The sequence below is a fragment of the Paracoccus sp. MKU1 genome (assembly GCF_001447385.1).
Classification (GTDB): domain Bacteria; phylum Pseudomonadota; class Alphaproteobacteria; order Rhodobacterales; family Rhodobacteraceae; genus Paracoccus.
On the sequence record NZ_LLWQ01000099.1, the window covers coordinates 1 to 22,607 of the forward strand.

Consider the following 22,607-nt stretch of genomic DNA (forward strand, 5'->3'; position numbering starts at 1 on the left):
AGGTGGCCATCGACGCCGACAGCGTGGCGGCGGCCTTGAACGATGCCGACGAGATCATCATCGTGCCGGGCTATGGCATGGCGGTGGCGCAGGCGCAGCAATCGGTGTCGGAGCTGACCCGCAAGCTGCGCGCCAAGGGCAAGACGGTGCGCTTCGCCATCCATCCGGTGGCGGGCCGTCTGCCGGGCCACATGAACGTGCTCCTGGCCGAGGCCAAGGTGCCCTATGACATCGTCTTGGAGATGGACGAGATCAACGAGGATTTCCCCTCGACCGACGTGGCGATCGTGATCGGCTCGAACGACATCGTGAACCCGGCGGCGCAGGAGGACCCGAACTCGCCGATCGCCGGCATGCCGGTCCTCGAGGTCTGGAAGGCCAAGCAGGTCTTCGTCTCCAAGCGCGGCCAGGGCACCGGCTATTCCGGCATCGAGAACCCGCTCTTCTACAAGGAAAACACCCGCATGTTCTACGGCGACGCAAAAAAATCCATCGACCAGCTCCTGCCAATGATCGAGTGAGGGGGGGATCTCGCTGTTGGTGGCGGCGCGGCACGTCCTGCCCAGCCGGACGTTGCGGGACAGCCTGACGGGGCAGCGATTCCGCCGCTGCCCCCGATTGCGCGCCGCGACTCTTGCTCGTTTCGGCGGGCATCTTGCTGTATCACGGGAGCAAACGTCCGCAGGGAACGGATGGAACGGGAGGTTGCATTGGAAAGCCAGGCGACGGCGCCCGCCGCCGACAGATCCGACCCGCTGCTGCGCCGGGCGAGCGTGCTGGTCATCGACGATGAGCCGGGAATGCGCAACTTCCTGGCCAAGACGCTGCAACCCCATTGCCGGACGGTGCAGGAAGCGGCGGATGTCGAGGCGGCGGGCAGCCTGCTTGAGCGGCAACGTTTCGACATCGTGCTGCTGGACAACAGGATGCCCGGCCTGCGCGGGATCGACTGGCTGGTGCGGCAGCGCCGACATGGCTGGCAGTTCGAGGCCATCATGATCACCGCCTTTCCCGACCTGGATACCGCCATCGAGGCGATGCGGGCGGGGGCGGCGGATTTCCTGCCGAAGCCCTTTCGCGCCAACCAGGTGCTGAACGCGGTGCGGCGCAGCATGGAACTGGCCTCGCTGCGGCGCGAGAACCTGCTGCTGCGCCACGAGCTCGACCGGGCGAGGCTGAGCCAGCGCAGCCAGCTTCTGGGCAGTTCGCCCGCCATCGAGGCGGTGCGCGAAAGGCTGCGCCGCGTGGCCGCGCTGCCGACGCCGGTGCTGATCTCGGGCGACTCGGGCACCGGCAAGGAGGAGGCGGCGCGTTTCCTGCATTCGCTCTCCAGCCGCGCCGACCGGCCCTTCGTGCCGATCAACTGCGCGACCATCCCCGCCGACATGCTGGAAATGGCGCTGTTCGGCCATACGCCCGGCGTCCTTCACGGCACGGATCAGGGGCGGGCGGGCCTGTTCGTCTCGGCCGAAGGCGGGACGGTCTTTTTCGACGAGATCGCGGAGCTGCCCAGGCCGGCCCAGGCCGCCTTGCTGCGGGTGCTCGACAAACAGACCATCCGGCCCGTCGGCTCCGAGCGCGAGATCGCGCTGGACCTGCGCTTCGTCTTTGCCACCGGCAAGAGCCTGGCCGCCGAGGTCGAGGCCGGCCGGTTCCGCGAGGACCTGTTCTTCCGGGTGAATGTCCTGCAAATCGAGATGCCGCCGCTGACGCTGCGCGGCACGGATACGCTCGACCTGGCGGCGTTCTTCATGGCCGGGCTTGCCGCGGAACTGGGGTTGGAACCGCTGGAGATCGATTCCCCGGTGCGGGCGGCACTGTTGCGATACCCTTGGCCCGGCAATATCCGCGAGCTTCGCAATTTCATCGAGCGCTCGCTGATCTTCGGCCGCTTTCCGCTGGAGACGCTGGGCACCGCCGCGCCGCGGGAGATCGAGCCGCTGGAGGCGGTGCAGCGCCGGCATATCCTTCAGGCGCTGGAACTGGCGGGGGGCAACCGCTCCCGCGCCGCCGATTGGCTGGGCGTGTCCCGCAAGACCATCGAGCGCAAATGCGCAAGCTGGGGGCTATGACCGTCCAGCGCCGCTAGCGCCGGGATCACGCAGCCGGCAGCCAGATGCGGAACCGGCTGCCGGTCGCGTCGCTGTCCACGGCGATGCTGCCGCCCTGGCGCTCGATCAGCCGGCGGCAAATCGACAGGCCCAGGCCGGTGCCGCCCTTGCGGCCGCGGCTGGTGACGAAGGGTTCGAAGATCTGTCCCAGGATCTCGGCCGGGATGCCGGTGCCGGTGTCGGAAAGCTCCAGCAGCACGCCGGGCGTGCCGTCGCGAGGCGCGTCGCGGCTGGCGATGCGGATCTCGCCGCCCTCGGGCATGGCGTGGATGGCATTGACGATCAGGTTCACCAGCACCTGCTGCAAGGCGACGCGGCCGATCCGCACCAGGCGCGTCGAGCGCAGGTCGTGGCGCAGGGTGACGCCGCCGCGCGCCAGCATGTGCCGGACCAGCGGCTCGCATTCCACCGCCGCCTGCACCGGATCGGCGGCGGCATCCGGTTCCCCCGGTTCCTCCATCCGGGCGAAATCCAGCAGCCGCGTCACGATCTGCGAGATGCGGTGGATCTGCTCGTCGATCAGCCGCAGCTCGGTCTCGGCCGGCTGGGCCGCCGGGCCCAGGATCTCGCGCAGCACGTCCAGATTGCCCTGGATGACCGCCAGCGGGTTGTTGATCTCATGCGCGATGCCGGCCGAGATCTCGCCCAGGGCGGCCAGCTTCTCGGATTGCACCAGCTGATGCGTGGCCGCCTCCAGCTTTTGCACGGCCTGGCGCAGGGCGGCGGTGCGGTCCTCGACGCGCTGGTTCAGCGCGTCGTTCCAGGCGCAGAGCTGGCGGTCGCGGTCCTGCAACTGCGCCAGCAGCGTGTCGAGCAGCATGGCGAGGCCGGCGATCTCGTCGGCGCCGCGGGTGACGCCGGTGCGGGCGGCAAGGTCGCCGCCCCGCAGCCGGGCAAAGGTCTCGGCGATCTTCTCGAGCGGGCGGAAGATGCTGCCGGCCCACCACAGGAAAACCGGCACCGTCACCAAGGCGACCAGCAGGAAGGCGGCCAGGACCAGCAGCACCGTGCGGCGCTTGGCCTCGGCGAAGGGGCGGTCGAGGATGCCGACATAGATCATGCCGATGCGCCGGTTCGCGCTGTCCTCGACCGGCGCATAGGCCGAGATGTAACGGTCCTCCAGCACCTGGGCGCGCGCCAGCCAGACCTGTCCCTGGCCGATCACCCGGTCGCGCACGATGGCCGAGGCGCGCGTGCCCAGGGCCCGCGCGCCGCCGGCCACCGTCACATTGGTCGAGATGCGCATGTCGTCCAGAAACAGCGAGGCCGTGGCATGGGCGCCCGGCGGCAGAGTGCCGGGCCGATAGATCAGCTCGTTGATGCGGTCGATGATGGACAGGTTGCGGTTCAGCAGGATGCCGCCGACCATGATCGCCGGCGCACCGGTATCGGGCCGGATCGCCGCGACGACCGATTGCGCGACCATGCCCCGGGTTTCCCTCTGCCGCGGCGTCTGGGCGGCGGCGGAGACCAGAGCGATCTCGGCCCGGGCGGCAAGGCCGGGCGAGATGGCGCGAAGCTCGGCCTGGTCGAAGACCTCGAGCAGATTCCGCGCGCCCCGCGCCGGGGCCGAGCCTGGCATGCGCATCGGGCGGGCGCCCTGCGGGCTGGCGGCGACCAACCCGCCCGCGGGCGTGGCGAGATAGAGATAATCCAGCCCCAGCCGCACCCGGTAAAGGTCCAGCAGTCCCGGCAGGTCGGCGCTATGGGCGAATTCCTCGGACCGGGCCAGCATCTCGATCCGCTCGCCGGCGGTTTCGAGGATATTTTGCAGATATTGCTGGGCCACGGTCAGGTCGCTGTTGACCTTGGCGATCAGCAGCCGGTCGAACTTCAGCGACCATTGATGCATGGTGATGCCCAGAAAGACCGGCAGGATCACCAGCACCGGCAAGAGCGCGATGGCAAGCAGGCGATGGCGCACGGAATGGCGCAGCGGGCGCGCGGCCTCAGCCATTCCAGTCCGCCAGCCGCCGGTCGATGGTCTTGCGCGAGATGCCCAGCCGCGCCGCGGCCGCCTCGCGGTCGCCGTCCAGCGCCGCCAGCGTGCCGAGGATCGCCCGCCGCTCGATCTCGGCCAGGGTCTGGCCGTCGCGGCGGCCGAGCTGGGCGGTCAGCGGCGGGAAGCGGCCCAGGATCAGCGCCCGCTCGACCGCATTGCGCAGCTCGCGCACGTTGCCGGGCCAGTCATAGGTGGCCAGGTTCGCCCGCACCTCGGCGGTCATCGGCACGGGCGGCATGCCGAGCTGGCGGGACAGGATGTCCATGAACAGATGCGCCAGGTCGAACAGGTCCGGGCCGCGCTCGACCAGCGTCGGCATGGCGATATGCAGCACGTTGATGCGATAGAGCAGGTCGGCCCGCAGCCGCCCCTCGGCCACCGCCTTGTCCAGATCGGCATTGGCGGCAAAGACCAGCCGCACATCCACCGTCGTCTCGCGCTCGGACCCCAGCGGGCGAATGCGGCGGTCCTCGATCACGCGCAGCAGCTTGGCCTGGAGCCCCACGGAAAGCTCGGCGATCTCGTCCAGGAACAGCGTGCCGCCGCGCGCGGACATGAACAGGCCCTCGCGGTTCTGCTCGGCACCGGGAAAGGCGCCGCGGATATGGCCGAACAGTTCGGTCTCCAGCATGTCCTGCGGGATGGCGGCGCAATTGACCGGCACGAAGGCGCGGCCGGCCCGGTCCGACAGGGCATGGATCATCCGCGCCGCCACCTCCTTGCCGGTGCCGGAGGCGCCGGTGATCAGCACCGAGGAGGGCGTCGCCGCGACCCGCGCGATCATCTGCCGCACGGCCTCGATGGCCGGGGAACTGCCGACCAGCTCGCTCCGCAGCCGGTCCTGGTCGACGCTGTTGCGCAGTTCCTGGCGCAGCACCAGGTTTTCCCGCCGAAGCCTTTCGCCCTCGAGGCAGCGACCGATGCCGTTCAGCAGCTGGTTGGTGCGAAAGGGCTTCAGCAAGAAGTCCGAGGCGCCGGCTTGCAGGGCCTGGATGGCGGTTTCCATGTCGGCATAGGCGGTCATCAGGATGGCGGGCGGAAAGAAGCCCAGCCGCCGCTGCTCGGACAGCCAGTCGACGCCGCGCTGGCCCTCCATCAGATTGTCCAGGATGACCAGGTCGAAATCGGTCTCGGCGATCAGGGCGGTGGCTTCGGCGGCATTGGCGGCCAGGCGCACGGCGCGGCATTTCGGCGCCAGGATGCGCTCCAGGAAGTTCCGCATGCCCGGCTCGTCCTCGACCACAAGGATCGTGGCTTGGCCAAGCGCCTCGCCGAAGGCGCCTTGCGATCCGGGCCGTGGGTCGGTTTCCGCCTGCATCACACCCTCCCTGGCACATACAGTCGCATTGCCCCGCCACGCTTGGCAAGCGTCCCGCCTTTGCCGGATGGGCGCAGACAGGGCAGAGGTCAAGGGACAGGTTGTCCAGAATGGAAGGACAGAATGTCCATTGAAATCAATGCCCTTTTCTGCTGCGATCCGGGCCGGGCGGTCCGTCCTGCTTGCCCCCGGCCGGGGAGCGGCGGGCCGCATCCCGTCCCCGGACCCGAGCCGGTGCCGCCATGGCCGGCCGGGCCCGGATCCTTGACACAGCGGAGCTGACATGCACGACCTTTACCGCGAACTGGCGCCGATCGGCACGGCGGCCCGGAGCACGGCGGCCCTGAGGCAGGGCAACGGGGGCGCCCGGGGGGCGCCGGACCTGCGCCGGCCCGAAGGCTTCGATCCGGGATGGGGGAAGGGCTTGCCGAGCGGCCATGCGGCTCCTGCGCCCGGGACGGCCCGCGAAGCGGCAACGGATGGCCGGCTGTCCTGAACCACGATGAACCGGCGTTCCCAGCCCAATCTGCGCGACATCCTGTTCACGGTCCACGGCTCGATCATCCCGTCGATCATCGGGCGGCTGGGGGTGATCGGCGCGGTCAGCATCATCGCGATCCTGGCAGCCAACGTGCATCCCGGCATCTTCGTCCAATTCAGCGCCATTCCCTTCACCCTGATCGGCATCGCACTGTCGGTGTTCATGAGCTTTCGCAACAGCACCTGCTATGCCCGCTGGTGGGAGGGGCGGCAGCTCTGGGGCGGCCTGACCGTTGCCTGCCGCAATCTCATTCGCGCCAGCGCCGACCTGCCGCAGCCCGAGCGCCGGCATCTTCTGCTGTCGCTATGCGCCTTTGCGGCCGGGCTGTCGGCGCGGCTGCGCGGTCAGAACGAGATCGCCGCCATCGCGGGCTGGATGCCCGGCACCGATCTGGCCGGCCGCCCCAACCCGACCGACGCGATCCTGCAACAGGCCGGGGCCACGCTGATCGTGCTGGGCGACAGCGGCCGGCTGGGACAGATTCGCTATTCCGTGCTGGAAGCCTATCTGGCGCAGCTGTCGCAGGTCCAGGCCGCCTGCGAACGCATCGCCACCACCCCGGTGCCCTTTGCCTATTCGCTGCTGCTGCACCGCACGGCGCTGGTCTTTTCCCTGCTTCTGCCCTTCGCCTTGGCGGGTTCGCTGGGCTGGTGGACGCTTCTGCCGGTCCTGCTGGTCGGCTATACCTTCTTCGGCCTCGATGCGCTTGGCCATCAGCTCGAGGACCCGTTCGGCCGCGCGCCCTATGCCCTGCCGCTGGACGACCTGTGCCGCAATATCCAGCGCGAGCTGCGGGATGCCCTTGAAAACGAACCGTTGCCGGGCCTTCCAGCCGTGCCCCTCCGGTAAGCACGCGGCCGCCGCGTGGCCGGCCATGGTGTGCCGATCGGCGCAAGAGGACAGGTTGTCCATAGGGCTTGGACAAATTGTCAGTTGATATCAATGTATTAGTCTGGCCTGATCTTCTGCCATGATGCATTTGCGACCGTGACTGGCAGCCGGAGGAGGGGCCGGCCGCCCACCATACCCCCGTGTCGCAACCCCAGGGAGGACAACAGACATCATGACGGATCTTCAGGAAAACTGGATAGAGGATGAGGGCCCGGCCGGGCTCTTGTCCCGAGAGCGCACCATCGCAAGGCCGGGCTTCAACCGCTGGCTGGTGCCGCCGGCGGCCTTGGCGGTGCATCTGTGCATCGGCATGGCCTATGGCTTCTCGGTCTTCTGGCTGCCGCTGTCGCGCGCCATTGGGATCACCGAGCCGGTGGTCTGCCAGGGGATGAGCCTTGCCACGGCCTTGTTCACCACCAGCTGCGACTGGCGGGTGGCCGATCTGGGCTGGATCTATACGCTGTTCTTCGTGCTGCTGGGATCCTCGGCCGCGATCTGGGGCGGCTGGCTGGAGACGGCCGGGCCGCGCAAGGCCGGCGTGGTGGCGGCCTGCTGCTGGTGCGGCGGCATGGTGCTGGCCGGCCTGGGGGTGATGACGCATCAGCTTTGGCTGATGTGGCTTGGTTCGGGCTTCATCGGTGGCATCGGGCTGGGGCTCGGCTACATCTCGCCGGTCTCGACGCTGATCAAATGGTTTCCCGACCGGCGCGGGCTGGCGACCGGCATGGCCATCATGGGCTTCGGCGGCGGGGCGATGATCGGGGCACCGCTGGCCGACCGGCTGATGAACCATTTCCAGACCCCGACCGATATCGGCGTCTGGCAGACCTTCCTGACCCTGGCGGCGGTCTATTTCGTCTTCATGCTGGCCGGTGCCTTCGGCTATCGGGTGCCGCCAACCGGCTGGAAACCCCAAGGGTTCCAGCCCAGGGTCTCAACCAAGCAGGCCGCGATGATCACCCATCACCATGTGCATCTGCGCGATGCGCACAAGACCCGGCAGTTCTGGCTGATCTGGCTGGTGCTGTGCCTGAACGTCTCGGCCGGGATCGGGGTGATCGGCATGGCCTCGCCGATGCTGCAAGAGATCTTCGCCGGCCGTCTGCTGGGCCAGCCGGAACTGGGCTTCTCCGACCTCGATGCCGGTCAGAAGGCTGCCATCGCGGCCATCGCCGCAGGCTTCGCCGGCCTTCTGTCGCTGTTCAACATCGGCGGCCGAATCTGCTGGGCCTCGGCTTCGGACAAGTTCGGGCGCAAGAACACCTATTTCATCTTCTTCGGCCTGGGGATCGTGCTTTACGCGCTGGCGCCCAGCGTGGCGCATCTGGGCAACCAGGTGCTGTTCGTGGCGATGATCTGCGTCATCATCTCGATGTATGGCGGCGGGTTCTCGACCGTGCCGGCCTATCTGGCGGATGTGTTCGGCACGCAGTTCGTCGGCGCCATCCATGGCCGGCTGCTGACCGCCTGGGCGACGGCCGGGATCGTCGGCCCGGTGGTGGTGAACTACCTGCGCGAGGCGCAGATCGCCGCCGGCGTGCCGCGCGCCCAGGTCTATGACTATACGATGTATACCCTTGCGGGCTTCCTTGCCCTGGGGCTGCTCTGCAATGCGCTGGTCCGGCCGCTGGACGAGAAATGGTTCATGAAGCCCGAGGAAGTCGCCGCCTTGCAGGCCGGCAGCAAGGGCGCCGCCGCGGTCGAGGAAGGGTCCTTCGGCATCGGCCGCGGCCGCTTCGACCTGGCGGCGCTGCTGGCCTGGGCGGCCGTAGGCATCCCGCTGGCCTGGGGCGTGTGGATGACGGCCCGCAAGACCGCCGCGCTGTTCGGCTGAGGGCGCCGGCCCTCCCCGGTTCAAGGTCCGGCATCGGTCCGGACGGAGGAACGGGGAGGTTTCCTGGTCGTCGCTCTGTCAAAGGGTCATGGTCGAGCCCTGCCGGCGATAGCGGCAACCATAAGCGGGCCGACCAGCCTTGCGGAGAGACCGCAAGGGCCCGCGCCGGAACAGACGGATGCCGAGATCGCGCTCAAGCTGGCCGATGTTTCCGCCCAGACGAAAGACGAGCCCCTCCCGCTGCAACCGCATCGGGAGGGGCAGCGAGCTGGCAGGCGAGCATGAGATCGGCAGGCTGCCGCGGCTCGATCATGCCAGCCGGTCAAACTGCCGGGCTCGCCACAGGAACTGCCGGCAGCGTTCGCTGCGCGGCTCCATGCACGGCGCACGAGCGATGGCCATGCGCCGGGGGCCGCCGGACAGATGGCCAGGATGCTGGTCGCGCTTGCCGCAAGGCCCGATCTTGTGCCGCGGCACCCCGGCCGTGTCGCAGCATCGGCGCGGCTCAGGCCCGGCCCATGCGCCGGGGCCGGACGGACGGCGGCCGCGATCCGACCGCCATCCGGTCCGCTTCATGCCTCCGGCCCGTTTGATCCGCCAGGCATCGCCGACATCCCGGTCATCGGCCGCTGTCGGCCGGCCGAGCGGGCGGCGGCTGGCCCGCCCCGATTCCGGCCCAGAGCGTGCGGACCATGTCGCGCAGCATCAGCGCCTCGGCCCAGCGGTCGGTGCTGTCGTTGCCGTCGGAGCCGGTGATGGCATAGGGCTGCGGGCCCAATTCGCAGGTAAAGACCAGCGCCGCATCCGTCGGCGCGCGGGCGCGCCAGTCGCGGAAGCCGTGGTCCCACCATTGCAGGAACAGTTCGACCCAGGGCCGGTGATGCGGATAGGAGATCTCGATCTGCACCTGCTCGCGCGAGGCGACGCGGCCGTGGAAGGCCCAGGCATTGCGCAGGATGCGGTGGATCAGCGCGTGATTTTCCGCACCGACCGGAAAAGCGAATTCCCGGCCGACCAGGAAATGCGACAGATCGGCCAACAGCGGCAGGCCGGGCCGGGCGTCCAGCAGGTCCAGGGTGAAGAACAGGTCGGTGGTCATGCGATCGCGATGGGTCTCGATCAGCACCGGGACGCCGGCATCCTCGGCCATGCGCAGCCAGCCGTCCAGCAGCGGCAGGCAGTCCTCGACCCGGCGCAGGCGGATGTCGGGTTGCAGGTTCAGGTGCCGGACCGGGTATTCCGCCGCCAGTTCCAGCGGCCGGCGCAGGTCCTCGACCGTTCGGGGAAAGCAGACGCCCTCGATGCCGAGGCCGGTGCCGGCCAGGGCGCGGTCCAGGCGGACGACCTCGGCGCGCGTGGTGTAATGCGCGCTGACCCCGTCGAAGCCGGCTCCGGAGATCAGCACGATGTTCTCGTCGAGGCTACGCTCCTGCCCGTCGGTATGGCGCCGCTCCATGGCCCAGAGCGACTGGAACACTTCGAGCCGCTGCATCACGCGGCCTGCGCGCTTTTCAACAGCGCCTTGAGGTTGACCGCCGGATCGGCCAGCAGCGCCGGATCGGGGCGGGCGCCGGCGGCGATCAGCATCTCGGCCAGCTTGATGTCCCGGGCGGTGCCGTTGCCCGCGCCCAGCCCGGCCGCGGCGACGAGCCGGCCGGCGTCGAGATAGAAGGCCAGCTCTCCGCCCGGCAGCGGGCGCAGAATCGCCTGATGTTCGGGGCGGGGAAGCCCGGCGACCTGCAAGCCCAGATCGTATTGGTCCGACCAGAACCAGGGCAGCGCGGCAAAGGGCTCGGCCGCGCCCATCATGTTGCGCGCGGCGGTCTCGGCCTGGGCGCGGGCGTTGCGCCAGCTTTCCTGGCGCAGATGGCCGCCACCCGGTTCGGCCACCGCCGCGCAATCCCCCGCTGCAAGGATGCCCGGCGCGCTGCTGCGCAGCTGCGCATCGGTCAGGATGCCATTGCCGGTGGCCAGCCCGGCCGCCTCGGCCAGCGCCGTCTCGGGCAGGACGCCGATGGCCGAGACCACCAGGTCGGCGGCGATGAGGCCGCCGCCGGACAGCGCCACCCCCGCGGCTTCGATGCCGGCGACAGTCTGGCCGAGATGGAAGCGCACGCCCTCGGCCACATGGCGGTCGTGCAGGCGGCGGGCGAAATGCGCGGGCACGGCGCGACCCAAGGGTGCCGGGGCGGATTCGATGACATGCACCCGCGCGCCCTTGCCGATCAGCACGGCGGCAAGCTCCATCCCGATCAGCCCGGCGCCGATGATGGCGACGGGCCGGCCCGGCGCGATGCGCGAAAAGATCGCCTCGGCATCGGCATGGCTGCGGAAATCCAGCGCCCGCTCGGCGCCCGGACAGGCCAATCGCCGGGGCCTTGCGCCGGTTGCGAGCAGCAGCCGGTGATAGCGCAGCACCTCGCCATTGCTCAGCGACACGGTCTCGGCCGCGGCGTCCAGCGCCGCGGCGGCGGTGCCGGACAGATAGCGGATGCCCGCGCCCGCCAGCGCCTCGGGCGCGCAGATCGCCTTGCGCTGCACCGACCCGCCCTCGGGTTTCGAGAGCGGCGGGCGCTCATAGGGCAGGCCCGGCTCGGCGCCGACCAGGGTGACCGGGCCGGTCCAGCCCGCCTCGCGCAGGGCGAAGGCCGCGCGCGTGCCGCATTCGCCGGCGCCGATGATGACCATGCCGTCCATCTTGCTCTCCGCTTGGATAAAAGGGCCGGCGCGGAGAGGAGGCCGCGCCGGCAGGGGAGGTCAGTTGCGGCCCGCGAAAGAGGCCATGTTCTGCGGGGTGACCAGCTCGAAGGGCACCATGACCCGCTGCTCCACCGTCTCGCCGCGGGCCAGCGCCAGCGCGGCATCAAGCGCGCTGGCGGCCTGGCCGGCGGCGTTCTGGAACACGGTCACGTCCAGTTCGCCCGCCTGCATGGCGGCCAGCCCGTCCTGGGTAGCGTCGATCCCGGCCACGACCACATCCTCCATCGGAGTACCCGCCGCCTTCAGCGCCTGGATGGCTCCGATCGCCATCTCGTCGTTATTGGCGAAGATCGCGTCGATCGGCCGGCCCGAGGTGATCCAGTTGGTGGTCAGGTCCATGGCATTGGTGCGCTGCCATGCCGCCGGCTGCTCGTCGGCGATGGTCACGCCCTTGCACGCGCCCGCCACCAGCGCCTCGCGCACCGAGGCCGAGCGTTCCCGGGCCGCCTCATGCGCCAGGTCGCCCATCAGGATATAGGCCTGCGCATCGGCCTCTTTGCCCCTGCCCTTCAGCAGTTCGCAGGCGGCCTCGGCCCCCAGCTTGCCCGATTCCGCCTCGCGCGAGCCGACATAGGCCTCGGACGGCGGCAGGCTGGCGATATTCGCGGGTTCCAGGTTCAGATAGACCAGCGGGATGCCCGCCTGGTCCGCTGCCGCGGTGATGCCGGGCGCGGCCGAGGTGTCGGCCAGCGTCACGATGATGGCATCCACGCCCGAGGCGATGAAGTTGTTGACCTGGTTCAGCTGCTTGGCGACGTCGGTCTGCGCATCCTCGATTTGCAGGGCGACGCCCTCCAGCTCTGCGGCGCGCTTTTGCAGGCCCTCGCGCAGCAGCGTCTGGAAATTGTTGTCGAAGCTTTGCATCGAGACGCCGATGGTTTCCGCCTGCGCGGCAGTCGTCGTCAACGCGGCGACCGAAGCCGCGACCAGAATCCGTTTCATTCTTCCTCCCTCGGGTGCCCGGCACCCTTTTTGCGTTCCTCGGCCCCTGCGGGCCCCTGGTGCGTGCGCGGCCCCTACAGGGCCACGCGAACCTCGCCATCCACCACCTCGACCGGATAGGTGCGCAGGTTCTCGCAGGCCGGCAGGCGCAGCGCCTCGCCGGTGCGGTAGTCGAAGGCGCCCGAATGCTTGGGGCATTCCACCTCGAAATCCATCACCAGCCCGTCGGCGAGGTGGATCGCTTCATGCGTGCACAGGCCGGCGGTGCACCAGACGCTGTCGTCGGGGGCGCGGTAGATGGCATAGGTGCGGCTGCCGTGGTCGAAGCGGATGGCGCCCTCCTGCTCGATGTCGTCGAGCTTGCAGGCGGTGATCCAGTCGGTCATTCGGTGGCTCCCTTGGTGTCCATGTGGGCCTTGCGGGCCGCGAGTTTTTCCTTGCGCTTGCGATAGCGTTCCTGCATCCGCGCCTCGCCCTCGGGGGAGCCGTCGTGCCAGGTGCCGAACCACTTGTCCAAGGGGATCAGGGCGTCGCCGTAATTCACCTCGAAATACTTGTGGTGCAGGTAATGCGCATAGGCATGGCTATCGACCAGCCGCTCCTCGCCCAGCTCGATCTTGTCGAAGCCGACATGGCCGGGGATGGCGCCGAAGCCGGCATAATGCAGCTGATAGAGCATCAGGACCGGGTTCGAGGGCAGGATCAGGTGATAGAAGGCGGTGCCGAAATACAGCAGATGCTCGACCGGATGCATCGACAGCGACGACCAGGGCGAGGGATTCACCGAGTTGTGGTGCACCGAATGCACCCATCTGTAGAGCAGCGGCGTATGGATCAGCCGGTGGATGCAGAAGAAGTGGAATTCGTGGATGATCGGCACCACCAGCGCCACCAGCGCCAGCGTCCAGGGGTTCTCGGCGAAGCCCAGCCAGGGCGCGTAGCCATTGGCATAGGCCCAGAGCATCACCACCTCGACCCCGGTCCAGATCGTCACCCCGGACAGGAAGGTGCGCAGGATGTTGTCGATGTTCTGGCTTTCGAACCAGAAGGCCTTGCTGCGCTGCTCGGAGGGGAACTTGCCGTTGTACTTGAAGCGGTTCTCCTGCCGGCGCAGCACGTAGAGATGCAGCTCGAAGGCGCCGTAGAACAGCAGCACGCAGAACGCGTTCACCGCATAAAGCCAAGCGACCCAGCCCAGGCCGATGCTCTGCATGGTCTCGACCGGCGGGATCACCCAGGCCCAATAGGCCACGGCCGAGGCGGCGAAGATCAGGTTCCAGGGCAGGAAATAATGCGGCAGCCAGTGCAGGATGGCCCTGAGCCGCGGCGGAAAGGCGAACAGCGGCGCGGTCTCGATGGGCCGGTCCGGCGCCCAGTCGCCGCGCTTGTTGCGCTTGCCGAATTGCAGATCGTCCATGACGCTCTCCTAAGCGATGGGTGGCGTGACGGAGGGCGCCGCGCGCCATGGCCTGCCGGCCCCTCCTCCTGCGGCAAGATGTAGCAGGGCGGCCGGCGGAAGCCGAAAGCTTCCTTGATCGGATCAGATCAAAGGCTCTCGGCGGTGACGGTGACGAAGCGGATGGGGCTCTGGTCGGGCTCGATCTCGGTCAGGCCGATGCGGCGCAGGATCAGGTCCAGCGCGCGGCGGGCCTGCGCCTCGGGCGCCTGGTCCAGCACGACGTCCATGATGCCGTCGCGCAGCGCCCGGCCGGTGTAGTCGGTCAGCTCGTGCCCGACGAAGAACAGCGCGCGCCCGCGCGGATGCCGGCGCAGCACCTCGATCAGCGCCGCATTGGCGCCGCCGGCATTGTAAAGGCCAGCGAGATCGGCATGCCGGTTCAGCGCCGCGAACAGCAGGTCGGCATGGCGGCTTTCCTCGTCCCGGCCGAAGCCGACCCAGTCGAAGGACAGGCGGCCGGGATGTTCGGCGAAATAATCCGAGAAGCCGCGGATGCGGTCGCGATGCACGCGATAGATCGGATGGCAGATCGCCATCACCCGGCCGGCATGCGGGCTCATGCGGGCGATGAACATCGCCGCGCTACGTCCGGCGGCGTAATTGTCGATGCCGACGAACTCGCCCGCCCGGTCCGAGGCGCGGGTGACGACATGAACCACCGGCACGCCCTGGGCGGCGACGGCTTCGACCGCGGCGCGGATCAGCGGATGGTCGGGCACGGCCAGGATCAGCCCGGCACGTCGCATCCCCGCCGAGGCGATACGCGCAGCGATCTCGGCCGGATTCATTTCCTCGGTGAAGCTGCGATGGACGACGACCAGCGGGTCCAGCGTCGCGGCAATCCGCTCGAAGGCGCGCGACAGCCGCCGGTAGAAGGTCGTCTCGGGGCGCACCATCAGCACCTCGATCCGCATCAACCCGCGATGCGTGTCGGGCAGCTTGCGCGGATAGTCGAGGGCACGGGCGGCCAGCACCACCTTCTCGACCGTCTCGGGCCGCACGCCGCCGCGCCCGTTCAGCACCCGCTCGACCGTGGCGGTGCCAACGCCGGCCAGCCGGGCGATGTCGTGAAAGGTCGGCTTGCTCATGCCTGTGGCCCTTGTCGCTTTGGCTGACAGGTTTACCATGCCGCAGCGCCGACCGTAATGCCGGCGCGCGCGCCGTCCCCCACCGGACCCGAACCTGCCGCCCGTCCGGTTCGGCGCCGCATGGCGGTTTGAGGCCGATGGGCGATGGATTTACATCGATCATGTGCCTATCCTGAGCCCCTCGAGGACAGGGCCATGCAGATCGCCAAAGGGGAACGCGCTGGCGGTCCGCCTGCCCAGCAAGCCGGTACGCGAGATGGGGGCCGACGGTGGGCGACGAGATCGAGCTTGTTGAGCGGGCGGATCGGGGCCTTGCCATCCGCAGCAGAGCTTCGGCGGCCCGAGATCGTGGTCGATCAGCTCAATATCGACAAGGCCGCGCCGGCGCGCTGCTGCCGTCGCGGGCGCTCCAGATTGGTCATGACCTGCATCTGCGTCGGCGCGCGCCCATAGACGGCGCTCTTGCGCCGCTCTGTGTCAGCTTCGCCCATGCCGCAGGGCCTCTGTCGCTGCACGCCGGTCCGTGCGATGGCGGCTTATGTAAGAAACCGCATCGACCATCTTTCGGAAGGATGAACCATGCCGACAATCGCCCCCGAGCATTCGCTTCTTCTGGTCATCGACTTTCAGGCACGTCTGATGCCTGCCATTCATGACGCCGAAACCGCCCTTCGAAATGCCGGTCGGCTGCTGGAAGCAGCGCGGATGCTGGACGTTCCATGCCTGGTTACCGAGCAGAATCCGGAAGGTCTTGGACCGACGGTGGAACAATTGACCATCGGTGCTGCCCCCGTGGTCCATAAGCAATTCTTCGCGGCATGCGGCGAGGAGGGTTTCACGGATCGCATTCCTGCCAGTGCGCAGGTCATCGTCACCGGTTGCGAAGCGCATGTCTGCGTGCTGCAAACGGTGCTGGGGCTGCTGGATGCCGGCCGTCAGGTCCATGTGGTGCGCGATGCCATCGGCTCCCGAAAGCCGGAGAGCAAGGAGACCGCGCTCCGCCGGATGGAGAAGCATGGCGCCGAGATCGTCACCACCGAGATGGTGGTTTTCGAATGGCTGAAGACTGCGGAACATCCCCGGTTCCGTGAGGTGGCGGCTTTGATCCGCTAGAAAACCTACCAAGGCGGCGGACAGGGCATCCCGCAAGCACAACACCGCGCCCCCCTTGGCCCCGGAACGTCGCCTCGGCAGCGGCGCCAGCAGCCGCGTCGATGGCCGCCCGCCCGATCGGCGTCAGAACAGATCGACGCGAGGCGGGTTCTGCGCCCACCAGGCGCGGGCCGCCATCCGCAGACGCTCTTGCGCCCCCGCATCGACGGGCAAGGTTTCCAGACCGGCCCGGCTGGCCGCCCGGGCCAGTGCTTCGGTCGTGGCGGGACCGGCCCGCCCATCCACGACCACCGCTTCGCCCAGGTCGTTCAGGATCATCTGCGTGGCCCGGTCCAGATCGGCGGCGGCAATCCCGTCCAGCAGCTCCCGCGCCCGGCTGGCCGCATCGGGCGCCGGCAGATACAGCGCCTTGACGGCGCGCAGGGCGGCATCGGCGGGGCCCAAAGGCCGGGCATCGCCCTTGAGGATGATGCCGGCGGCGTTGGCGCCGCCCCAGCCGTCGCCCCGGGCCAGCCCCATGTCATACCAGCGCAAGGCCGCGCGCGGATCGGGCTTGCCCAACTGGCCGCGCATGATCATCCGCCCCAGATTCGAGGGTGCAAAGGGATGCCCGCCCTGGGCCGCGCGCTCGAACCAATCCCGGGCGGCGGCATGGTCCGGCTTCACGCCCTCGTGCCCGCGCAACGCCACCAGCCCCAGGTTGTTGTAGCCATAGATATCCTTGCGCTCGGCCGAGGCGCGCAAATAGGTCAGCCCGCGTTCCGGCCGGAACCAGCGGCTGTCGGGATCGAGGAAATAGGCGCCCAGCTCGTTCATGGAATAGGTGTGGCCAAGCTCGGCGGCGCGCTCCAGCAACTCGAACCCGCGCTGGCGATCGGCCTCCGCGGGTCCGTTGCGCAGCAGCCGCAGGCCGCGGCTGTGCATGGCAAAGGGATCGCCGGCGGCGATGGCCTCGTCCAGAAGCGCATTGCCCTGCGCCTCGTCCCGCGGGATGGGCACCGTATCGCGATTTATGCGCGGGCTGAGCAGCAGGATGGCGGCGGCGTGACCGGCGCGGATATGGCCAGCCGCGGCGGCGGCACGAAAGCTGTCATAGGCCGATTTCAGGTCGCCCGAAGCCTGTTGAGCACGGCCGAGCTGGTAAAGCAGCCGGGCAGTGCCGGGATTTTCCGCCACGGCCTGCCTGCAATCGGCCAGCGCGCGCCGGGGTTCGATCTCGTTTGGCAGGCGGTAAAGGCCCACGCCCTGAAGGTCCAGCGCATCGCCTGCCTGAACATCGCAGGACAGGGCCGGCATCTCGACCGAGACGTTCAGGACGCGCGGCTCGGCCCCGCCGATGCGGAGGCTGAAGCGGTCGCGGAGGATGTGTTCGGTCTTGCCCGCCATCGGTGTTTCGGCCAGGTGCGGGCGATAGGTCGCGGCGCCACCGGCAAGATCGAGCTGTCCATGCTGCGGAGCCTCGATCACCGAAACCTCGTCCAGCGGGCCGCCGATCCGCCCGGCAAGCCTGTCGCCCAACGGCAGTTCGCGCGCGAAGGGTGCCGTCAGATCGACTGCAAGCCCCTGCACCGGCGTCACGCCGCGGTCGGGCTGGGAGCTGACCGGGCCTTGGGACGGTGGGGACGATCCGGGCCCGCCCTGCACCAGATAGAAAGGCTGCACCAGGGTCGAGCTTTCCCAGGGCACCTGCCGGCCGCTGGTAGATTGATAGACGCGCTGGCGCACCTCGGCCAGCATCGTCAGGATGTTCTCATTCGAATATTGTCCTGCCGTGGTCAGGATCGCCTGCGTATAGGGTCCGTTTCCACCCGCTTCGCCGTCAAAGGCCACCTGCCCGGGCGAGGTCGAAAAGGCGACCAGCGAATTGATCGGGGTGGAAAACACCTCGAATCCGGACTTGGTCTCGAACAGCGTCGCATCGAGATTCGCCGCCAGGCGCAGGTTCGGAAAAGGGTTTTCGCGGCAGGCATCGATCATCGCGACATGGCTTGAGCCGCGTGCCGAGAGCAGTTCGATCACCCGGTCCAGGGTGACGGACTGCACCGGCAGGTCATAGATGCTTTCAAAGGCCACATCGGTCGGCAGCAGATAGTTCCGGCGCCCGATCTGGATGCCGTGGCCCGCATAGAAGAAGACCAGTTCCGAGCCTTCGGGAATGTTGAGCAGGGCGGTGCGCAGGAAGGTTTCGAAGCCCGGCCTGTCGAGGTCATGGGCCTCCTGCACCGTAAAGCCGAAACCGCGCAGCATGTCGGCGATGTCGCGGGCATCGCGCACGGCATTGTCCAGGGCCGGGATACGCTGGTAGTCCCCATTGCCGACGACCAGCGCGATACGGGCGCCTTCGGCCTCGGCCAGGGTCGTCAGGCCTAGCGACACGGCCGCCGCAAGCAGCAGGGACCTTGCTGGTCGCCCGGCGGACATCGCTAGCCCCAGCCTCCTCCACCGTCATCGCCGCCATCATCGCCGCCCCCGTCGTCACCACCTCCGCCGTCGGAGCCGCCGCCGGAACCGGAGCCGCCTGTGCCGGAGCCATCGCCAGAGCGACCGCCCCCACCGCCGTCCGACCCCGTCGAGGAAATCGTCGGCTGCGCCTGCATGCTGGGTTCGGACGAGGAGAGGGTTTCCTCACAACCGGAAACAAGCGCGATTACTGCTGTCGAGAGAGTTAGGGCCAGAGGGATACGCATCTTTGCCGCCCCGCATTACAATATGAATATGATAGTTCAAATCGCACGATCCAGCCAGAGATTCCTGCCCTGCCGATGCCTTGTCGCCCAAGGCCCCGCCGCTCGTGCCTGCTGCCATGCCCTCCGGCCCAGCCTTGACCAGCAGCCGGATTTTCCTGCGACAGTGCCGCGAAGCCGGCAAGGGCGTGCCGCTCTTTCACAGAAGAACCATCTCAAGATCTGTTGATGCAACAGCGCGGTTGCGGACAACCGTTTGATCCACATTTGAAGACATCCAGTGATCTCAATTGCTGCGTCTGCCCGTGACCGTCCGGTTAGAAGGATGGCGCGCCGCGCGCGAGGAACCCGTTATGGGCCGCGACATGTCGGCCCCAGCTTCGCTGGCCATCGTACCCTCCAGCCCCTCCGTGATCAGCTCGGCGGTCCGCCTTGCTCTCGACCCTCCGCCTTGAGATCGGCACCGGCGATCTCGCGCCAGGTCTCGCGCAGCCAATGGGCGATGGCGACGTTCTGCTCGAACAGCGAATAGCCCGCGCCGCCGCCGTAATCGGCCATGTCGATCATGTCGGTGGTCAGCCAGCGCAGCGGGCTGTCGGCGCGGTCGTGGTGATATTGCAGCACCTTGCGGGCGACGTGCTTGCTGGGTTCGACCTTCCAGGCATGCCAGTCATGGTCCCGTTCGCCGCGTGCGGGGCGAAAGAACGGATACTGGCAGGCGCGGCCGTAACGCCCGCCCGGCCCCATCATCGCGGTGTTCTTCGGCCCGTTTGGCGCCACCGACCGGGTTTGCAGCCCGACCACCATGTTCTGCGCCAGCCATTCGTCGATGACATTGCCCGGCTCATGGGGATCGAGGATCAGCCGGCCGCCTTCGACATCGGCGCGGATGCCGCAGGCGTCCTGTTCCTCGGGGCTTTCGATCTTCAGCAACACATGGGAATGATCCAGCACGAAGTTGAACGGCACGCCCCGCGCGCGGATCTTTTCGGCCACGGGGGTGATGCGGCGGAAATCCTAGGTGAACATGTAGATATGCACCTCGGCCGCGATGGTGATGCCCATGTATCGTCCTCCCGATGAATGAAGCTGGCCGGCCCTCTGCCATTGCTGCGGCGAAGGGATTTCGTTACACATAATAACGTTATTTCATGTAACGCTATTAAGCCGACTCACCCGGTTCTGGCAAAGGGGAATTGCCGTGGAGAAAGACAGAAAGCCGCGTGGCCGCCCGATGGACGAGGAACTGGGCGAGCGGGTGCTGGGCGTGACCTGGGCGCTTCTGGCCGAAAAATCCCTGTCCGAGCTGACCCTGAACGAGATCGCAAGCGCTGCGGGGACCAGCCGCCCGGCGCTTTACCGGCGCTGGAACTCGGTCGAGGCGATCGTGATCGACGCCTTCCTCGCCATGGTCGAGGACGAGGTCCCGACCCCCGGCATCGCCGAGCCGGCGCTTGCGCTGCATGAATACATCGTCTCGCTGGCCCGCTTCCTGCAAGGCCGGGTCGGCCGGGTGATCGCCGAGCTTCTGGGCCGCGCGCAGAACGACGAGGCGCTGATGGCCGCGTTCCACCAGGGCTTCCTGGTCCCGCGCCGCAACCATGCGCGCGCGTTGATCGCGCGGGGCCAGGCGGCCGGCGTGTTCCGCAGCGACCTGGACTTGGACCTGATCATCGACCTTTATGCGGGGCCGATCTATTTCCGCGCCTTTTCGAAGCATGCGGCGCTAGATCGGGACTTCGCCGATGGGCTGGCCCGGCAGGTGGTCGAAACCCTGCGCCCTCCAGGCGGCATGGCCGACTGAGCGAGTTGCAGGAACGCGGGTGTCCGCCTGGACTGATCCGCGGGAGGCGATCCACCCCATTCTACGTTCGCAATCGGTTGCGGGTGAAGAACCCCGATTCAAGATTGCGAGCGAAAATCGTTGATTTTTATTGAACCACACAGGTTCAGTAGAGATAAAAATCTCTCCAACCCATTGGTCAGAGAGATTTTTCTGGTGCGATCCGATTGCGGTCGGACACTGTTTCGCAATGTCGAGGGCGCCCCCATAGGGTGCCCGATCCGTATGACGACTGGCCGCCTGGATACAGGCCCGCAAATATTCGCGCATGGGCGACAAGCGGACCTCGGAGGCAGGCAGCATGGCCCTGCGGGAAACGTGCCAAGTCGCGAGGACGGGCCGCACGACCATCCCCTTGTGGCCTTTGGTGATGATGAAGGGCCACTTTCCCAGGCCTGCGCGCGACAATGAGGCGATGCGTCCGATCCCGGCCCCGCTTTGCCCTGCTTTGGGAGGGCGTCTACTGGTGCGGGCCGGAATGGCATGCGCCACCGCCCCGCACCGGTGATTGTTCTATGTCATTAATTTTTCCCGACCCTAGCCATGGCACCGGCGGCCCATCGGCACGATTGCTAGGCCAGCTGATAGGCTGTCTTCACCACCGTGTAGAATTCGGCAGCATAGCGGCCCTGCTCCCGCGGACCGAAGGACGAGCCCTTACGCCCTCCGAACGGCACATGATAGTCGACGCCTGCGGTCGGAAGATTCACCATGACCATCCCCGCCTCGACCCTGCGGCAAAACTCCGAGGCGTGCTTCAGGCTGCCGGTGCAGATCCCGGCTGAAAGGCCGAATTCGGTGTCATTGGCGATGGCCAGGGCCTCGTCGAAATCCTCGACCCGGATGACCGAGGCGCAGGGGCCGAAGATTTCCTCGCGGTTGATGCGGGCCTCGTTCGTCGTGTTCAGGAACAGGGCCGGGGCCTGGTAGAAGCCGGGCTTCTCCAGCTCCAGCCGCTCGCCGCCAAGCACCTCGGCAGCTTCGCTTCGGGCGAGATCCACATAGGCGAGGTTGGAATCAAGCTGGCGCTGATCGACCACCGGTCCGATCTGGGTGTCCGCCTGCAAGGCATCCCCGACGCGTAGCGCCCGCATTTCGCGGCCAAGCCTTTCGACAAAGGCATCGTGGATGCCTTTCTGCACGATCAGCCGCGAAGACGCCGTGCAGCGCTGCCCGGTCGAGAAGAAGGCGCCGTTCAGGCAGGCCTGCACCGCAGTTTGCAGATCCGCGTCGTCCATCACCACCATCGGGTTCTTGCCGCCCATCTCGAGCTGCACCTTCCGGCGCAGGGTGCCGCATGTCGCGGCGATGCGCGAACCGGTCGCCACCGAACCCGTGAAGGATATCGCGTCGATGCCCGGATGCGACACCAGGGCATCGCCCAAGACCGATCCCGGCCCCATCACCAGGTTGAAGACGCCGGCCGGGCAGCCATGCTTGTGCAGAAGCTGCGCGATCACATGGGCGCAGCCCGGCGTCAGTTCGGCGGGCTTCAACACCACGCAATTGCCATAGGCAAGCGCGGGCGCGATCTTCCAGGCCGGGATGGCGATCGGAAAATTCCAGGGCGTAATCAGGGCGATGACGCCTAAAGGCTCTCTGGTGACGGCGACGTCGATGCCGGGGCGGACCGATTGCTGGGCATCGCCGGTGACGCGCAGCGCCTCTCCGGCAAAGAACTTGAAGACCTGGCCCGCGCGGGTGGTCTCGCCAATCGCCTCGGGCAGGGTCTTGCCCTCTTCCCGGGCAAGAAGGCGGCCGATCTCTTCCTTCCGCGCCAGCAATTCGGTGCCGACGGCGTCAAGCAGGTCATGCCGGACCTGCGGACCGGCCGCCGCCCAGGCCGGAAAGGCCGACCGGGCGGCATGGACGGCCTGATCGACCGCGGCGCGACCCGCGCAGGCGAAATGCCCGATGATGTCGCGGGTATCGGAAGGGTTCACATTGGGGCGGCAATCGCCGTCCAGCAGCCATTCGCCGCCGATCAGGTTGCCCTGGATTTCACTCGTGTCTTTCATGAT

The 22,607-nt window shown here is 67.8% G+C and carries 18 protein-coding genes; 6 read left to right on the forward strand and 12 right to left on the reverse strand.

Annotated features, from left to right (window positions below; genetic code table 11):
- Window positions 1-521: NAD(P)(+) transhydrogenase (Re/Si-specific) subunit beta (locus AQY21_RS06375; RefSeq protein ID WP_161905952.1), on the forward strand; the 521-nt coding region annotated here is incomplete at its 5' end.
- A gap of 171 nt (window positions 522-692) precedes the next feature.
- The gene (locus tag AQY21_RS06380) at window positions 693-2,072 is read left to right on the forward strand and encodes a sigma-54 dependent transcriptional regulator (protein ID WP_058096921.1); all 1,380 of its coding nucleotides are present in this window, start codon (window positions 693-695) and stop codon (window positions 2,070-2,072) included.
- Window positions 2,073-2,097: 25 nt separating this feature from the next.
- Here the strand turns inward: AQY21_RS06380 and AQY21_RS06385 are convergent, their stop codons facing one another.
- Window positions 2,098-4,068 carry a cache domain-containing protein gene (locus AQY21_RS06385; RefSeq protein WP_058096922.1) on the reverse strand — a complete coding sequence of 657 codons (1,971 nt, stop codon included), beginning with the start codon at window positions 4,066-4,068 and terminating at the stop codon, window positions 2,098-2,100.
- Window positions 4,061-5,431: a sigma-54 dependent transcriptional regulator gene (locus tag AQY21_RS06390; RefSeq protein WP_058096923.1), complete on the reverse strand. Its 1,371-nt coding sequence runs from the start codon at window positions 5,429-5,431 to the stop codon at window positions 4,061-4,063. Before AQY21_RS06390 ends, AQY21_RS06385 begins: the two co-directional genes overlap by 8 nt.
- Window positions 5,432-5,933: 502 nt before the next feature.
- Here AQY21_RS06390 and AQY21_RS06400 point away from each other — a divergent pair.
- Entirely contained in the window at window positions 5,934-6,821 is an 888-nt protein-coding gene (locus AQY21_RS06400; RefSeq protein ID WP_058096925.1) for a bestrophin family protein, read from the forward strand.
- Between the two features lie 214 nt (window positions 6,822-7,035).
- Window positions 7,036-8,697 (forward strand): OFA family MFS transporter, encoded by a 1,662-nt coding sequence (locus AQY21_RS06405; RefSeq protein ID WP_058096926.1) that lies wholly within the window; start codon window positions 7,036-7,038, stop codon window positions 8,695-8,697.
- A 619-nt stretch (window positions 8,698-9,316) separates the two neighbouring features.
- Here AQY21_RS06405 and AQY21_RS06410 read toward each other — a convergent pair.
- The 7 genes from AQY21_RS06410 to AQY21_RS29995 form a co-directional block, all read right to left on the reverse strand.
- A complete protein-coding gene (locus AQY21_RS06410) occupies window positions 9,317-10,189 on the reverse strand; it encodes a sugar phosphate isomerase/epimerase (RefSeq protein WP_152988133.1) in 873 nt (290 codons plus the stop codon).
- Window positions 10,189-11,394, reverse strand: a complete 1,206-nt coding sequence (locus tag AQY21_RS06415) for an NAD(P)/FAD-dependent oxidoreductase (RefSeq protein ID WP_058096928.1) — start codon at window positions 11,392-11,394, stop codon at window positions 10,189-10,191. The genes AQY21_RS06410 and AQY21_RS06415 overlap by 1 nt, the downstream gene beginning before the upstream one ends.
- Window positions 11,395-11,454: 60 nt before the next feature.
- Complete coding sequence (locus tag AQY21_RS06420) at window positions 11,455-12,399, reverse strand: substrate-binding domain-containing protein (RefSeq protein WP_058096929.1); 945 nt, start codon at window positions 12,397-12,399, stop codon at window positions 11,455-11,457.
- A 74-nt stretch (window positions 12,400-12,473) separates the two neighbouring features.
- Window positions 12,474-12,785, reverse strand: a complete 312-nt coding sequence (locus AQY21_RS06425) for a MocE family 2Fe-2S type ferredoxin (RefSeq protein ID WP_058096930.1) — start codon at window positions 12,783-12,785, stop codon at window positions 12,474-12,476.
- Window positions 12,782-13,816: a sterol desaturase family protein gene (locus tag AQY21_RS06430; RefSeq protein WP_058096931.1), complete on the reverse strand. Its 1,035-nt coding sequence runs from the start codon at window positions 13,814-13,816 to the stop codon at window positions 12,782-12,784. Before AQY21_RS06430 ends, AQY21_RS06425 begins: the two co-directional genes overlap by 4 nt.
- Before the next feature lie 128 nt (window positions 13,817-13,944).
- Window positions 13,945-14,946 carry a LacI family DNA-binding transcriptional regulator gene (locus AQY21_RS06435; RefSeq protein ID WP_058096932.1) on the reverse strand — a complete coding sequence of 334 codons (1,002 nt, stop codon included), beginning with the start codon at window positions 14,944-14,946 and terminating at the stop codon, window positions 13,945-13,947.
- Window positions 14,947-15,302: 356 nt separating this feature from the next.
- Complete coding sequence (locus AQY21_RS29995) at window positions 15,303-15,437, reverse strand: hypothetical protein (RefSeq protein WP_255374794.1); 135 nt, start codon at window positions 15,435-15,437, stop codon at window positions 15,303-15,305.
- Window positions 15,438-15,525: 88 nt separating this feature from the next.
- On the opposite strand from AQY21_RS29995, the gene AQY21_RS06440 reads away from it, so the two are divergent.
- On the forward strand, window positions 15,526-16,059 hold the full coding sequence (locus AQY21_RS06440; protein ID WP_058096933.1) for an isochorismatase family protein: 534 nt from the start codon (window positions 15,526-15,528) through the stop codon (window positions 16,057-16,059).
- A gap of 123 nt (window positions 16,060-16,182) precedes the next feature.
- Here the strand turns inward: AQY21_RS06440 and AQY21_RS06445 are convergent, their stop codons facing one another.
- Entirely contained in the window at window positions 16,183-18,435 is a 2,253-nt protein-coding gene (locus tag AQY21_RS06445; protein WP_238986705.1) for a caspase family protein, read from the reverse strand.
- A gap of 722 nt (window positions 18,436-19,157) precedes the next feature.
- Window positions 19,158-19,739, reverse strand: a complete 582-nt coding sequence (locus AQY21_RS06450) for a hypothetical protein (protein ID WP_058096935.1) — start codon at window positions 19,737-19,739, stop codon at window positions 19,158-19,160.
- Window positions 19,740-19,944: 205 nt separating this feature from the next.
- Here AQY21_RS06450 and AQY21_RS06455 point away from each other — a divergent pair, with 205 nt between their 5' ends.
- Window positions 19,945-20,547: a TetR/AcrR family transcriptional regulator gene (locus AQY21_RS06455; RefSeq protein ID WP_152988134.1), complete on the forward strand. Its 603-nt coding sequence runs from the start codon at window positions 19,945-19,947 to the stop codon at window positions 20,545-20,547.
- A gap of 611 nt (window positions 20,548-21,158) precedes the next feature.
- Here AQY21_RS06455 and AQY21_RS06460 read toward each other — a convergent pair.
- Entirely contained in the window at window positions 21,159-22,604 is a 1,446-nt protein-coding gene (locus AQY21_RS06460) for an aldehyde dehydrogenase family protein (protein WP_058096937.1), read from the reverse strand.
- Window positions 22,605-22,607: the final 3 nt, after the last annotated feature.